The organism is Nostoc sp., assembly GCF_036919595.1.
Classification (GTDB): domain Bacteria; phylum Cyanobacteriota; class Cyanobacteriia; order Cyanobacteriales; family Nostocaceae; genus Nostoc.
The window spans coordinates 1-12936 of sequence record NZ_JBALCO010000071.1; the positions used below are offsets into that span (position 1 = coordinate 1).

General features: G+C 41.7%; 14 protein-coding genes and 3 pseudogenes. 10 read left to right on the plus strand and 7 right to left on the minus strand.

Going from position 1 to position 12936, the window contains the following annotated elements:
- The first annotated feature begins 99 nt into the window (after positions 1 to 99).
- The gene (locus V7K21_RS10010; protein WP_335173786.1) at positions 100 to 636 is read left to right on the plus strand and encodes a tyrosine-type recombinase/integrase; all 537 of its coding nucleotides are present in this window, start codon (positions 100 to 102) and stop codon (positions 634 to 636) included.
- A 5-nt stretch (positions 637 to 641) separates the two neighbouring features.
- Here the strand turns inward: V7K21_RS10010 and V7K21_RS10015 are convergent, their stop codons facing one another.
- Entirely contained in the window at positions 642 to 1154 is a 513-nt protein-coding gene (locus V7K21_RS10015; protein ID WP_335173759.1) for a hypothetical protein, read from the minus strand.
- 343 nt (positions 1155 to 1497) lie between these two features.
- Between V7K21_RS10015 and V7K21_RS10020 the strand changes: the two genes are divergently transcribed.
- Positions 1498 to 2271, plus strand: coding sequence for an AIM24 family protein (locus V7K21_RS10020; RefSeq protein ID WP_335173761.1), 774 nt, complete (start codon positions 1498 to 1500; stop codon positions 2269 to 2271).
- A 63-nt stretch (positions 2272 to 2334) separates the two neighbouring features.
- Here the strand turns inward: V7K21_RS10020 and V7K21_RS10025 are convergent.
- From V7K21_RS10025 to V7K21_RS10045, 5 genes and pseudogenes are all read right to left on the minus strand, one after another.
- A pseudogene (locus V7K21_RS10025) lies at positions 2335 to 3011 on the minus strand (hypothetical protein); the annotation flags it as partial.
- A gap of 58 nt (positions 3012 to 3069) precedes the next feature.
- Positions 3070 to 3744: an NADPH-dependent F420 reductase gene (locus tag V7K21_RS10030; RefSeq protein WP_335173763.1), complete on the minus strand. Its 675-nt coding sequence runs from the start codon at positions 3742 to 3744 to the stop codon at positions 3070 to 3072.
- Positions 3745 to 3957: 213 nt separating this feature from the next.
- Positions 3958 to 4707 carry an SDR family NAD(P)-dependent oxidoreductase gene (locus tag V7K21_RS10035; RefSeq protein ID WP_335173765.1) on the minus strand — a complete coding sequence of 250 codons (750 nt, stop codon included), beginning with the start codon at positions 4705 to 4707 and terminating at the stop codon, positions 3958 to 3960.
- 224 nt (positions 4708 to 4931) lie between these two features.
- On the minus strand, positions 4932 to 5723 hold the full coding sequence (locus V7K21_RS10040) for a glucose 1-dehydrogenase (RefSeq protein WP_335173767.1): 792 nt from the start codon (positions 5721 to 5723) through the stop codon (positions 4932 to 4934).
- Between the two features lie 35 nt (positions 5724 to 5758).
- Positions 5759 to 6580 (minus strand): MIP/aquaporin family protein, encoded by an 822-nt coding sequence (locus tag V7K21_RS10045; RefSeq protein ID WP_335173769.1) that lies wholly within the window; start codon positions 6578 to 6580, stop codon positions 5759 to 5761.
- Between the two features lie 135 nt (positions 6581 to 6715).
- Here V7K21_RS10045 and V7K21_RS10050 point away from each other — a divergent pair, with 135 nt between their 5' ends.
- Both V7K21_RS10050 and V7K21_RS10055 read left to right on the plus strand, forming a co-directional pair.
- Positions 6716 to 7042, plus strand: a complete 327-nt coding sequence (locus V7K21_RS10050) for a winged helix-turn-helix transcriptional regulator (protein WP_335173771.1) — start codon at positions 6716 to 6718, stop codon at positions 7040 to 7042.
- A 225-nt stretch (positions 7043 to 7267) separates the two neighbouring features.
- Positions 7268 to 7906: a glutathione S-transferase family protein gene (locus V7K21_RS10055; protein ID WP_335173772.1), complete on the plus strand. Its 639-nt coding sequence runs from the start codon at positions 7268 to 7270 to the stop codon at positions 7904 to 7906.
- 206 nt (positions 7907 to 8112) lie between these two features.
- Here the strand turns inward: V7K21_RS10055 and V7K21_RS10060 are convergent, their stop codons facing one another.
- Positions 8113 to 8466 (minus strand): hypothetical protein, encoded by a 354-nt coding sequence (locus tag V7K21_RS10060; RefSeq protein ID WP_335173774.1) that lies wholly within the window; start codon positions 8464 to 8466, stop codon positions 8113 to 8115.
- Positions 8467 to 8687: 221 nt separating this feature from the next.
- On the opposite strand from V7K21_RS10060, the pseudogene V7K21_RS10065 reads away from it, so the two are divergent.
- The 6 genes and pseudogenes from V7K21_RS10065 to V7K21_RS10090 all read left to right on the plus strand — a co-directional run.
- Positions 8688 to 8974, plus strand: a pseudogene (locus V7K21_RS10065) (transposase); the annotation flags it as partial.
- Positions 8971 to 9243: pseudogene (locus tag V7K21_RS10070) on the plus strand (transposase); the annotation flags it as partial. The pseudogenes V7K21_RS10065 and V7K21_RS10070, both read left to right, overlap by 4 nt.
- Positions 9244 to 9362: 119 nt before the next feature.
- The gene (locus tag V7K21_RS10075) at positions 9363 to 9803 is read left to right on the plus strand and encodes a hypothetical protein (protein ID WP_335173778.1); all 441 of its coding nucleotides are present in this window, start codon (positions 9363 to 9365) and stop codon (positions 9801 to 9803) included.
- A 534-nt stretch (positions 9804 to 10337) separates the two neighbouring features.
- Positions 10338 to 10616, plus strand: a complete 279-nt coding sequence (locus V7K21_RS10080) for a hypothetical protein (protein ID WP_335173780.1) — start codon at positions 10338 to 10340, stop codon at positions 10614 to 10616.
- 500 nt (positions 10617 to 11116) lie between these two features.
- Positions 11117 to 11422, plus strand: a complete 306-nt coding sequence (locus V7K21_RS10085; protein WP_335173782.1) for a hypothetical protein — start codon at positions 11117 to 11119, stop codon at positions 11420 to 11422.
- 43 nt (positions 11423 to 11465) lie between these two features.
- The gene (locus V7K21_RS10090) at positions 11466 to 12794 is read left to right on the plus strand and encodes an IS701 family transposase (RefSeq protein ID WP_335173784.1); all 1329 of its coding nucleotides are present in this window, start codon (positions 11466 to 11468) and stop codon (positions 12792 to 12794) included.
- Positions 12795 to 12936: the final 142 nt, after the last annotated feature.

Genomic DNA, 12936 nt, shown 5'->3' on the forward strand with positions numbered 1-12936 from the left:
GTTTCCGGCTATGTATATACATGGCAAAGATTTTACCAATCGATTTGAGTTTATTTTCTTATCCCGGTTTTCTGTTCCATTGATACTCACGCCCCGTTGATGACGGTTTGTTTTAGCGATCGCACCCCCGCCGGATTTAGGGACAGTGCATTAATCGCCATCCTTCGCGGTGCTGGCTTGCGACGGGCTGAGGTGGTGAAGCTGGATTTAAAAGACTTTAATGATGGAGAAATTAAAATACGATCTGGTAAGGGGAGAATTGACCGGACTGTTTATTTATCCCCAGGGGCGATCGCTGTTGTTAATGATTGGATTGAAATTAGAACCAATGCAGCTGGCCCTTTGCTGTGTCAGGTTAATAAATCTGGTCGAGTAGTAATACAGCGACTCACACCCCAGGCGGTATTATTCATTTTGCAGAAACGGGGTGAAGAAGCTGGTATAGAGTCATTCTCGCCTCATGATATGCGGCGCACATTCGCATCGGATTTATTAGCTGCTGGTGTAGACATTGCCACTGTGCAGATGATGCTTGGTCACTCCAACCCGGCCACAACCGCACGGTATGACCACCGGGGAGAGGAAAGGAAGCGCCGCGCAGCTGCACAGTTGCCAATTTTAGAGCGGGTAAGGTAGGCGAATTATTTTACTGGATGGTAAAGTTCAGTTCTAGCATCCCATCCCCACCCCACGCTCATAGGGTCACGGTTACGCGACCAACTGATAAATTCTTTGACGCTTAATTTTTCCCTTTCTACAATCAGACTTTGGGGACTTACAGCAAGTCTTTGGGCTAAACTTTCGTTTGTCCTGGGCTGAAGTTCAACTTGTGTTTGTTGGTACGGGTGCGCTTGTCTTCGAGGTCTGGTGTTGCTGTATCTACCAGAAGCCATTGCCCGTGACAATTTTTCCAACTGCCCAGAGATAGCCTCTAGTTTGGTTTCTAGCTTCTCCTCTAGCTGCAAAACTAATTTACTGCTTGGGGCAACATCGATATCAATATTGCTATCAAACTTGGATATCAATTCTTCTAAGCCTTGCAGCAAGGCAATTGTATGTCCCTCTCTGTGCAGTTTGGATAGTTCTCTGACTGTTGGAATTAAGGCAGTAGGGACGCGAATCATTTCGCTTGGTGGGGTCTTGTGATCAGCCATTTGATATCAATTTTGATAGCAATAAACTGATTGTAAAGTGAAAAGCGATGTCTACGACGGGCTATTCGCCGTTGCTCATTTTCTTAGAGGAAACTTGAGCAAGAGGGCGTAGTTTACCGCCGCTGTTCCATCGCTCACAAGAATTTTTTTTTTTAGAGGAAAAACAGCGTAGTTTACCGCCGTAGGCATCGCTCTACACAGTATCATCCAGAAAGCCACACTCGGAATTTTGACAATCCCAATGCACCCGTGCTGTGTAGTCGAGGTCAAACTCATATCCGCGTAAAACAATTGGAGTTTGGGAGAAAATGATTTATGAAACAACCATCGAAAAGTAAAGACTATGCCAGACTTCAGTAGTGAACCGATACCTGAATTAAAAAATCCGAAACATTTCTTTCATTCTGGTGACTTGACCTTGAGAATCGAAGGAGAAATAGTGCCTGTAGTTGATGTCCATCTAGGGCAACAGCAATCGATTTACTTTGAGCATCATATTTTACTGTGGAAACATCCTCATGTTCGCCTCGGCATCAAAGGTTTAAAAGGGACAGCCAAGCGTTTCTTTGCCGGACTGCAAATTTTTATCAGTGAAGCACATGGGCCAGGGAATATTGCTTTCTCTCGTGAGGCTCCAGGACAGATTGTGGTGCTGCAATTAGAGCGTGGACAGACAGTGGACGTGCGCGAACATCAGTTTTTACTCGCTACCAGTAATATTGAGTACAGTTTCTTTTTTCAGCGAGGGCTGGCAAACCTTTTTTTTAGTCGCAGTGGTGGTTTATTTATTGATCGCTTCATTGGTCAGCAACAGGGAGGGCTGCTTTTAATCCACGGTTACGGTAATGTCTTTGAAAAGTACCTTGCTCCTGGGGAAATACTGGATGTAGAGCCAGGAGCATGGTTATGGAAAGATTCATCAGTGAAGATGGAGACAGTAACGGCGCTGCAATCTAGTGGCGGCATCTTCGGAGTAATTGGAGTAATGCTTGGCGGTATCTCATTCACTCTCAACCGTTTTATTGGCCCTGGTCGTTTGGGGTTACAGTCTATGACTTACCACCCACCAGCACCAGAGGGAGCAGCCCAAGTCGGTGGCAGCATTAATTTGAGTTAAAGTGGCAGAGAAAATTGCACATCATGATTGCGATGGTCGCTTTTGGTTCCGCCTTTTGCATCGCACTTTATCAACATACAGATGTACCCAATCTGTGTTGCGAACACTCCGACGCGAATCGGGGGGAGTCGGAGTCACAGGGTCGCCTTTGAGCCAATCCTCAATTACGTACAGGTAAAACTGTTTACTCCACAGCATTCCGGCAAACGCCTGCCGCTGTACGATCCGCTCGTCATCGGATAGTTGAAACGGCGTAATCCGCTGATAGAATTCGTCAGCTTCTTTGATGCGATCGCTTAAAATTTGCTCGAACTCATCGCCAAATGGATCGGCAATATTAGACGAATCTGCCAGCCCCAAGCGGACGGTTTGCGTTGCACCGAGTGGAATCATCAATTTGTAGTCAGCAGCAAATTTCGTACCCATGCGGTTCGGATTCACCGCATCAGTGCGGTTGTGGATAACATCCGCTCTTTGAGGATCGGGTCTTGCTCGTTCCAGAGAGCGATCGCAAAACACAATCGCTGATGATTGTCAGAAATTCCGGCAATGCCATCTTCGCCCCAACGATAAGCACGGGATCTTGCATGGTCATGGGGAAAGTAGTCCCAAGCTGAACCATCGGGGCTGTAGTCTTCGCGCACAGTGCCCCATTGCCGCTCACTCAGGTACGATCCCCAGCGTCGCCAGTAAGCTTTGCGTTCTCGGTCTTGTTGTAACCGTTGTTCTTCCGCTGTCATATTTCTTTTAATTTACGCTCTTTGAATGAATTACTATCAACAGGCTTTTTTAGTCGCTTCAAGCGTATCCTGGTTTACGTCCGCCCAAGCGTTGTTCCTTGCCTTCTGGAAGTTGATGAATTGAAATTGTTGCATAAAAGCCAAGTTCTTTACCACCAATCATAAATCGGATAAAGTCGCCCAAACCTTCAACCATGCGCGCACGACGCAATTCGCCACAATCGACAGGGTTGAAGCCGATATCTGTTATTAAGCTCATCACCGTCTGCTTTGCTTGCTCGTTATCGCTGCATACAAAGCACGAAACCTGATATTGCTTAAGTGGGTCTGGACTTAGTTCAAACACTTCTCGAGGAAAGGTGTTAAAGGCTTTGACTATATGGGCATTAGGTACATCAACGGCAAACTTTTCAGCAATTGATTCTACAATCGGTTCAAACGCAAAATCTTCAGGAGTGGGTGAATTATTACAATCAATCAGTATTTTGTTTGCCAGCACATCGGTTGAAGAAAAAACCTTAGAAGGTAGCTCCCGCACGCCATAAAAAATTACGTCTGCAAACGCTGCCGCTTCATCGTTTGTCCCACCCTTTGCACCGTGTCCTGCAAGTTGTGCGTTAGCTTGTGCTTTCGCTGCCTCACGGGAACCAAAGAATACCTCATGTCCCCGTTCTGCCCAAAGAATTCCCACTGACCTGCCCATATTGCCTGAGCCAATAATGCCAATTTTCATAAGATTGAGTTTCCTAATTCATCAGTAAATAACCAAATCTCGCCAACGAGTCTTTGATACTTGTGAATGAGTCTTTAATACTCGCCAACGAGTTTTTGATACTCGTGAATGAGTCTTTGATACTCATGAATGAGTCTTTGATACTCGTGAACGAGTCTTTGATACTCATGAATGAGTCTCTAATTTTCCCTGCTCCCCTGCCCCCCTGCCTCATTACATTTCCTGATTGCTGGGACGAATCAAAATTTCGTTGACGCTAACATGAGCAGGTTGGGTGACAGCGTAAGCGATCGCAGCTGCAATGTCTTCTTTTTGCAACGGCTCGACAGAATTATAGAACGCATCCACCTGCTGCCGTGCTTCTGGGTTAGAAATTTGACTGGCTAACTCCGTTGCCACAGCTCCTGGTTCAATCACAGTGATGCGAATTTTATCTTTAATCACTTCTTTGCGGAGGGCTTCGCTAAAGGCAACTACTCCAAACTTAACCGCATTGTAAACTGCATAGTTAGGAATTGGAATGCGACCAGCGACTGAGGCAATATTGACAATATGTCCGCCGCCTTGTGCCTTCAGTATTGGCAGAACAGCATGGGTTGTTTTCATCAAACCCAGCAAATCAATATCAATCATGCGTTGCCAATCACTGATATCTGCACCTTCAACTGGCCCAACCAACATTACTCCAGCATTATTGATCAAAATGTCTATACCGCCAAAGTGAGACTGGGTTTTTTCCACCAGTTCTCGAATTTGAGCATCATCTGTAACATCAGCGGCAATTGGCAGTGCTTGTCCACTCCCATCCGTAATTTGCTTGGCTAACGCCTCCAGTTTTTCCACTCGTCGAGCCGCAAGCACAATTTTAGCTCCCTCGGCTGCAAGAGCGATCGCGGTTGCTTCACCAATTCCCGAAGATGCACCTGTAATCACTGCTACCTTGCCATTCAGTTTACCTGCCATGCTGTTTCTCCTAATTAATGTCAGTTGTCAGTAGTTAGTAGTTATTTTCCCCTGCCTCCCCTGCTTTCTTAAAACGCGGGGATTACGAAAACAGTTCTGTTGTATCTGTATAAAATCTGACGGAAGTTACTAAATTGGTATCTATAGCTTGTAAATACGCAAGATACCATTCGTAATTCTGGGGTGAAAGTTGATTAATTCTCAGCTTGTCAGTTTTCACAGGCTTATTGTTCCTGATAGTTCCACAGCAAACCCCCATCAACATAAAAGGTGGAACCTGTAATGTAATCGGCATCAGATGAAGCTAAGAATGCCACTAAGTTTGAGACATCCTCTGGTTTACCTAAGCGTCCTAGCGGAATATTTTTTACCACAGCGTTGAGTTTTTCTTTGTCTTCGAGTAAATCTTTATTAATTGGAGTTGCGATCGCCCCTGGAGCAACGTTATTAATTGTGATTCCCAAAGGGCCTAACTCCACTGCCAGATTTCGCATCATCATTTTGACACCGCCTTTGCTAACGCAATATGCAGTGAAATGGGGAAATGGCAGTTCTTCGTGAACTGAGCTAATGTTAATAATTTTGCCAGGACGGTTTGTTTGCTTGAGATGCTTCACAAAAGCTTGAGCAGCAAAGAACACACCTTTCAAATTGACATCTGTTACCTTGTCGTAGTCTTCTTCACTCACGTCCCAAAAGTCTGCTCGTTTTTCCAGTCCAGCATTGTTCACGAGAATATCTACTTGGCCGAAGTGTTCAACACTTTCACTAATTAATCGTTGAACTTCACTAACTTGTCCTAAATCAGCTTGAATTGTTGCTCCTAGATCAGATTGCGCCATGTGACATTTGCCGCCAGCGGCCTGCACTTGCTTTAATGTCTCCTGCGCCCCTTCTGGATGAGAGCGGTAGTTAATCACTACACTAGCTCCATCTTGAGCTAGGCGGATAGCGATCGCTTGTCCGATCCCTTGACTACTGCCCGTTACCAACGCCACTTTTCTATCAAGTTTCATCGAGTTCTCCTTTTACAGTTGAAAATTGCTTGAATTTATGAATGAGATTCTCTGCGGCAAGGTGCGCTGACGTTCTTGAAAATGCTTCGGTAGTAAGGTACATGAAACAGCTTGCAGGTCAAAATATCTTGCTTGTGTGCCCCAATCACCTTTAAAAAATTAAAGGCTCCTACTGCAAGTAAGGAGCCTAATGAAGGGGCAATGCCATAAATCCATTGATCCTGCCAATTACCGCTAACGAATGCAGGGCCAAAGCTGCGGGCAGGATTGAGACTCGTACCAGAAATGGGTGATTCTAGCCAAACCATTGTTGCCACCAACAGCCATGTCATTAAAGGTGTCCACCGTAGCAGCCGATGCTGACTGAGGAAAAGAAAAATGGCGAAAACAAGCAAGAAGGTCATGCTAACTTCCGCAAAGAAGACAACCCCAAGGGAATAAGTATCGCTTGGTAACGTCATGCCGTTTTTAACGTTGGTAGCGTATTCTTTCCAAACACCAATTAAAACTGTGGCTCCTAAAATCGCACCAAGAAACTGCCCAAAGACATATCCTACAAAGTCTATACAGTGCATTTTTCCACGTACCCAAAAAGCAAGTGACAAAGCAGGATTAATGTGCGCCCCGCTGAGTTTGCCTAACGGTGAGATAGCAATCAACGATCCCGTACCTGCAAACATCAACCCGGTCAATAGTAGACGAGAACTGTGATCGGGAATCCATTGTTCTATTGGCAAGCCTGCACTAAAGTTGAAAACGACAGCACTCAAACCTACAAAAACCAGCAAGGCGGTTCCTAAAAGTTCTGCTGCATACTCTGCCCAATGCAATTGTCTCCAACGAATGAGAGCAACCATGATTCACTTTGGATGTATTAGTAAAAACTGCTATTAATTTAAATTATTTTGCTCTATCCACAAGTAGCATGTATATTCGTTTTATTAAAGTAGGGACAAAAAAGTAACATAGGAACTAAAACAGACGTATATACTATGAACCGCCCTGAACCCACTTGTCCTGCGGAACTGACACTAGAGTTCATCGAGGGACGCTGGAAAATTATAATCCTGTGGCATCTGGCACCGGGAGTGAAGCGATCTTCCCAGCTTTCTCAAGCAATTACAGGTATTTCCCGTCGTGTATTAACCCAGCAACTAAGACAAATGGAGCAAGACGGACTTGTTAACCGAGAGGTTTTTGCTCAAGTGCCACCCCGCGTAGACTACTCATTAACGCCTTTAGGTGAAAGTTTAATGCCGATTGTTGAGGCAATGTGCGAGTGGGCGCATACCCATCGAGACGAACTACTTCAGCCATAAAAGAGTGTTTCTTACAGCGCTTTTCAAGTAATTGAACTACACCACTCCCTACTCCCCAGGGCGAACGCATCTTATTTACTAATAAAAACTAATAAAGATTTCAAAATGACATAGATAATTGTAAAAATTGACGATATCAAACATAAATTTCAAATTTCGCTAATGTTTTTGAGTTGGAAGAACATTATGCACTCTTAATAGTAGATATTGGCTGATGGAGGAGCGATGAAGCTATATTACATTCCCACAACAAGAGCAGTACGCCCCCGGTGGCTGTTGGAAGAAATGGGAATTGCTTATGATTTAGTTCGAGTCAATATGACCATGACAAAACAATCAGAATATAAAGAACTGCACCCACATGGTAAAGTACCAGTTTTGGTAGACGGGGAAGTAACAATTTTTGAGTCTGCTGCTATTTGTACTTATCTTGCAGACAAATATATAGAAATGGGGTTTGCTCCACCGCTAGATAGTCCTGAACGTGCCTATTACCAGCAATGGCTTTTTTATGCCGCAGTTACCCTAAAGCCACCTGTTGAGCATTATATGTTTAATGCGCTGCCAAATCTACCAGAAAAACTACTGCCGGATTTTGTCAGGTCGGAAACTTCAAGGCAAGAATCTCGACAATGGTTTGACCGAGTTGCTCAACCTCTGAGGGAAGTATTGGTTGGCAAGAATTATTTAGTAGCAAATAGACTAACAACTGCTGATATTGTCACTGGAGGAGTTTTGCTGTGGGCTAAAAAGCTAGGAATGCTCTTAGATGATGACCCCCTGACTGAATATATCAATGGCTTGATGCAGCGTCCTGCCTTTGGGCGTGCCGATGAAGATTTTTATACCAAAATAGCTCCCTAGTTTTTATCTGTTTTAGGCGATCGCACCAAAGGCAATTTTGACTCTAAGAATTCTAGAGGGGCGATCGCTGTTTGGTTTTTCCTCTAAGAATTTGATGAGGGCGATGCCTGCGGTGGTCACTGAGCCTGTCGTACCACTTCCCTACGGGACGCTCCGCGAACGTGGAAGCAAGCTAGCAAGAGCGTCTCCAAGAGTTGTGCGGTAAACTACGCTCCATCCTTAACCTCTAACTGATAAATCCGCATTGATGGGTATTCGTCCATCATCCGCCAGTAATACCCAGTAGGCAGAGACGACACCCTACCACCGCAACGATATAAAAAGATTGGCTCACCAAAGCGCACAACTTTTTTAATTTTCTGCTCTAGGTTGGAGTCTGAGTTATCGCTGTCGTACCAAATAATGTGCGATTTTCCGTTATACCCAGCCGCCATTAAGCTAGCAAACAGCCATTCCATCAGCGATTGAATTTGCTCTTGAGGGACACCGCAGGCTTGTTGCCCGTAGCTATGAATTGTTGGCTGGGCTGGCTTGGGTTTGAAGAAGCTTAAGAATTTCATGACGGTGAGAAACGCAACTATTACCAGAGTTCCCATTTGTTGAGGCGATCACCTACGGTGGGATACCGTTGGCGAAACATTACTTAACATAAAACGCTGATTTTACCGTGTAATACATGGATAGGATGAACCTACCTTTCCATGTATTACACGAAAGAAAAAAAATAAGTTAGCTGCCTCAATTATCAATAAACTAGAAGAAATACCTTGGGAGGCAGTATATGTGTTTACATCCCGAAAAAATTCCTCTTATTCCTAATGAAACGGTTCGTGTAGCCAAGGCCGCATTTCCAAAAGGTAATCTCTATATGCGTCTGCGCGACGAACTTGGAATCTTGTTTCAGGATGAAGACAATAGTCTGTATATCCTCCGAGGGGGCAGTCAGCACAAGCACCTTGGCGATTAGCGATGGTACTGATAATGCAATTCTTAGAAAACCTATCTGATAGACAAGCAGCTTCTTTAGTACGAGCAAGAATTGATTGGAAATATGCTTTATCGTTGCCCTCCAGAAAGCTAGAGAGCGACAAAAAACTGAACAGTTTCAACAACAGTATGCACTGCGCTCAGGCATTGAAGGAACTATTTCTCAAGGAATCCGCGCCTTTGAAATGCGCGATTGCCGTTATATTGGGCTAGCTAAAACTCACCTACAGCATATCCTAACGGCTGCCGCTATCAATTTAAGTCGAGTTTTCGCTTGGTTGGAGAATCTACCACGGGCTAAAACTCGCTCCTCACACTTTGCGAGACTGGCAGACTCTACTGCGTGCTAAAAAATATCCGTGATTGCTTGTTGCTCAAACATTAATAGAATTTGAGGCTTTCTCCGTATATTACGCGGTAAACCTGGTCATTTCAAGTTAAACTTACGGTGTAATACACGGTTGAGTTTATGTTCAAACGGGATATTCAAGGGAAGTTTGCGCTTAAGAATGATGATTATCGTGAAGTACGCTCTTTGCGACTAACAGATGATACTTGGAAGGCTATTGGTATTGCCTCTGAATGTTTAGGCTTAACCCGTGCTGACTATTTAGAACACATTGTTAGGCATAACGCCAGCCCTTGTATTACACGGAAAGAATCAATTATATTAGCCCCCACTCCAGGGTTAAACGAACCTCAACCGAGTATCACACGGCAGAGAGATTTGCATCAGACATCTGATAGTGCAAGCCTAAAACATTCTATTGGGTTGCCAACGGTAAGAGAACTTGAAATTTTACGTGACCGTGTTTTGTCTAAACTGAAGTTGGGTACGCAAGCTTCTGGGTATAAAACTGCTCAGAAGGCTCTCAATCGTTTTATCGCTGAACTAATCGGTTCAGTTTAGCTGTTTGGGGAATTCGCCAACGGTATCAGTAGCGATGGCGATCGCACCAGAGGAAAACGGCGATCGCTCCTCAGAATTTACCAACCGTTTGGAGACAGCATTAGGTAAAGTGGCAGTAATTTGATTATGTTTATCCTCAATCAAGAGAGGAAACTAAGCGACGCCGAATAGGCTGTCGCAGACATCGCTCCCCACTTAATTCTTAAAGGAAAACCCAAGCGCGTAGGTGCAGCCCGTCGTAAACATGAGCCACTCTGCTGCATCGATTCCGAGCTAATAGTTCTTAAATCTTATCCATGTAGAAGTATACTGAAGTATCTTAGAGCTAATTTGTAAACTAGAGTAAAGTCTTTGTCTGGTAAGGGTTTCAGGAATTTAAGCCATAAGAGCGTTTGTTCTCTGAAAGTCATGCCCAGTAATGAATTGGGTATCCTTAAGATTTTCTTTACGAATCAGCTTTTAGGTTGTGATCTTGATAATTTTGATAGGAATTAAAGGATAAATTAGTAAGAGCTGTTATCAGGAGTAGTTCTCATGGAAGAGCGTGAATTTCAAAAAAAGATTGAATATACAAAATTTATGTTAGAAGAGTACAGAACTCTTCGTACTGAAATTATTAATAAACAATCCATACTTAACAATATTACAAACTTTAGCTTTGCAATCATTGGTGTAAATCTGGCTGCGATAACTAATATATTGGTAAATAAAACAAATAATAATGGAGATGAATTTATCATGATGGCAACAGCAATAATTATACCCCTTATATGTGCGTTTGCCATTATTCAGTATTACCTTGAATTTATTTAGATAGCTAGAATTTCAAGATATATTGTTGCTATTGAAGATAACATTAATACGCTGTTTGGAGAACATCTCTTATTCTGGGAAAGTGGTATTCGCCAATGGGATTATAATCCTCATCTTCCTCCAGAAATCCTCAATAAAATAGTACAGCTTCAAAAATTTATGTTGATTGAAGATAAATATGTAAGAAGGCTATTAGTACTACCATTAACTTTTTCTATAATAGCTATTTTCTCAGTGCTAATTAGCTGTTCTTACGTATATTGTATATTATGTATAAAATGTAATAATCAATGTAATATCCATAGTACAATATTTTTCTACCCTGTTATATCTCTTATAATTTGTCTTAGTGTATTCTTATTATGGCGTAGGCTTGATAAAATAATTGACACAATGCATTGGTCAACTCTTGAGGGGTCAACAAATGAGAGTGAAAAATCTGCTCAAAAATAAGTTATTCACTGGTGTGTTTTCTGAAAATTAATAGAGTTTAGTTGAATATGGAAATAACAGATATTTATTCTTTTAAAGAAATAGATCCTAATTTATACACAATTTATGTGGAGGAAAGCTGGGACGTATGTGAAAAAAATATCTTTAAAAAGATAAAAAGTTTACTAAGCTATTTTCCTTGTGTTATCATTACTTCCAAAAATGAAGAAATCTTTGATATTAGATACATTGATGGAATTTTAGGGTCGTTTTATCCCCAAATGTTTCGTGAGCCTATTGAGCTTAAGTTAAAGGATACTTGGCAATCTGTTGTTAACAACTATCCCTCTTCTGTCACTTTCCGGGTATTCTGAATAAAAGAATAAAAAAATAAAACCCTGAAAGGTAAGTAGGGCAATGGATGTAGAATTACAAATCTTGAAACATTTGGCAAGAGATGCTCACCCAACAGTTGCTACCATAGATGAATATTGTGCAGAGTATAAAGACCTGTTTAAAGAAGTAAGAAATTATGAATGCTTCAAATATTTACATCTGGGAATAATGTCACAAATTAAAAGAAAATCATTGCCGGAGATAGCGAAAGTTGTAAGTATAAACTCTGCACAATCATTACATCATTTTATAGCCAATTCAGATTGGTCATTAGATAAATTAAAACAACGAAGATTAAATAAACTCAAAAAAGTACTAGATGGAAATGCGATTACAGTAGTAATAGATGAAACAGGAGATAGAAAAAAAGGTAAAAAGACTGATTATGTAGCAAGACAATATCTAGGAAGTGTAGGGAAAGTGGATAATGGTATAGTTTCAGTCAATGCCTATGGAGTTTACTCGAATATAACATTTCCTTTAATTGTAAAAGTATTCAAACCGAAAGGGACACTAAAAGCAGAGGATAAATATAAAACTAAAATAGATTTGGCATCAAAAATTATTACTGAATTAATTGAATCAGGCTTCAATATTAAATTAGTACTAGCAGATAGCTTATATGGTGAAAGTAGCCAGTTTATTAGAAAACTAGCTGAATATAAATTAGATTATGTCGTAGCAATAAGAAGTAATCATGGAGTCTGGCTTCCAGCAGGGCAGAGCGTTAGGGCGAATAAATGGTGTAAATTTAACAGAACCTTTAGCAATGAAAAATCAGAAACTAGATACATTAGAGAAATAGTTTATGGTAAAAAAAGAGCCATAACTTACTGGGAAATAACTACTGACCCAGAAACTATGCCAGAGAATTCTACTTCTTTTGTGATGACAAATCTTCAAGGTAATCTCAATAAAATTTTAGGAGATTTATATGGATTAAGAACCTGGGTAGAATATGGTTTCCGACAGTGTAAACAGGAACTAGGTTGGACAGATTATCGCTTCACCAATTTTCAACATATTGAGAGATGGTGGGAAATTATTTTTTGTGTTTACACAATGATTAGTTTAAATTCTCCAGCCTTGTTAGGCTTAAATAAATCTCGTCAAATTGAAACTGAGGTACAAGAAAATAGTTCTGTAGATTTTTCTAATCATCAACAATGGAACCATGAATGCGGATGGAAGAATACTTTAAATAATCTGCGTCTCATTGCCCAACCACTCTTATTATTTTGGTTGATTTATCCCTGGATACATATTTTCCCAAATTCTAATTTATTGCTGGGATTCAATCAATTAATTAGTGAAATGAATCAATTTAAACCCTGTTATGCTTCTGGATAATTTCACTTAGTTACTACTTGCTAACGCCGGAGAGTGACAGAAGAGGGGTATAGCAGTCGCCATCTCAGTTAGGACGTAGGATATATAGAGAAGTGATTGATTTGTGCATTCCTATGGCAAACCCTTACAGTTATGACCTACG

Excerpts from the sequence above, each read along its gene's own strand:
- V7K21_RS10055 (WP_335173772.1), top strand. The coding sequence starts at position 7,268 with ATGAAGCTATATTACATTCCCACAACAAGAGCAGTACGCCCCCGGTGG.
- V7K21_RS10060 (WP_335173774.1), bottom strand. The coding sequence starts at position 8,466 with ATGAAATTCTTAAGCTTCTTCAAACCCAAGCCAGCCCAGCCAACAATT.
- V7K21_RS10075 (WP_335173778.1), top strand. The coding sequence starts at position 9,363 with ATGTTCAAACGGGATATTCAAGGGAAGTTTGCGCTTAAGAATGATGAT.
- V7K21_RS10090 (WP_335173784.1), top strand. The coding sequence starts at position 11,466 with ATGGATGTAGAATTACAAATCTTGAAACATTTGGCAAGAGATGCTCAC.
- V7K21_RS10035 (WP_335173765.1), bottom strand. The coding sequence starts at position 4,707 with ATGGCAGGTAAACTGAATGGCAAGGTAGCAGTGATTACAGGTGCATCT.
- V7K21_RS10030 (WP_335173763.1), bottom strand. The coding sequence starts at position 3,744 with ATGAAAATTGGCATTATTGGCTCAGGCAATATGGGCAGGTCAGTGGGA.
- V7K21_RS10010 (WP_335173786.1), top strand. The coding sequence starts at position 100 with ATGACGGTTTGTTTTAGCGATCGCACCCCCGCCGGATTTAGGGACAGT.
- V7K21_RS10015 (WP_335173759.1), bottom strand. The coding sequence starts at position 1,154 with ATGGCTGATCACAAGACCCCACCAAGCGAAATGATTCGCGTCCCTACT.
- V7K21_RS10085 (WP_335173782.1), top strand. The coding sequence starts at position 11,117 with ATGGAAATAACAGATATTTATTCTTTTAAAGAAATAGATCCTAATTTA.
- V7K21_RS10040 (WP_335173767.1), bottom strand. The coding sequence starts at position 5,723 with ATGAAACTTGATAGAAAAGTGGCGTTGGTAACGGGCAGTAGTCAAGGG.
- V7K21_RS10080 (WP_335173780.1), top strand. The coding sequence starts at position 10,338 with ATGGAAGAGCGTGAATTTCAAAAAAAGATTGAATATACAAAATTTATG.
- V7K21_RS10050 (WP_335173771.1), top strand. The coding sequence starts at position 6,716 with ATGAACCGCCCTGAACCCACTTGTCCTGCGGAACTGACACTAGAGTTC.
- V7K21_RS10020 (WP_335173761.1), top strand. The coding sequence starts at position 1,498 with ATGCCAGACTTCAGTAGTGAACCGATACCTGAATTAAAAAATCCGAAA.
- V7K21_RS10045 (WP_335173769.1), bottom strand. The coding sequence starts at position 6,580 with ATGGTTGCTCTCATTCGTTGGAGACAATTGCATTGGGCAGAGTATGCA.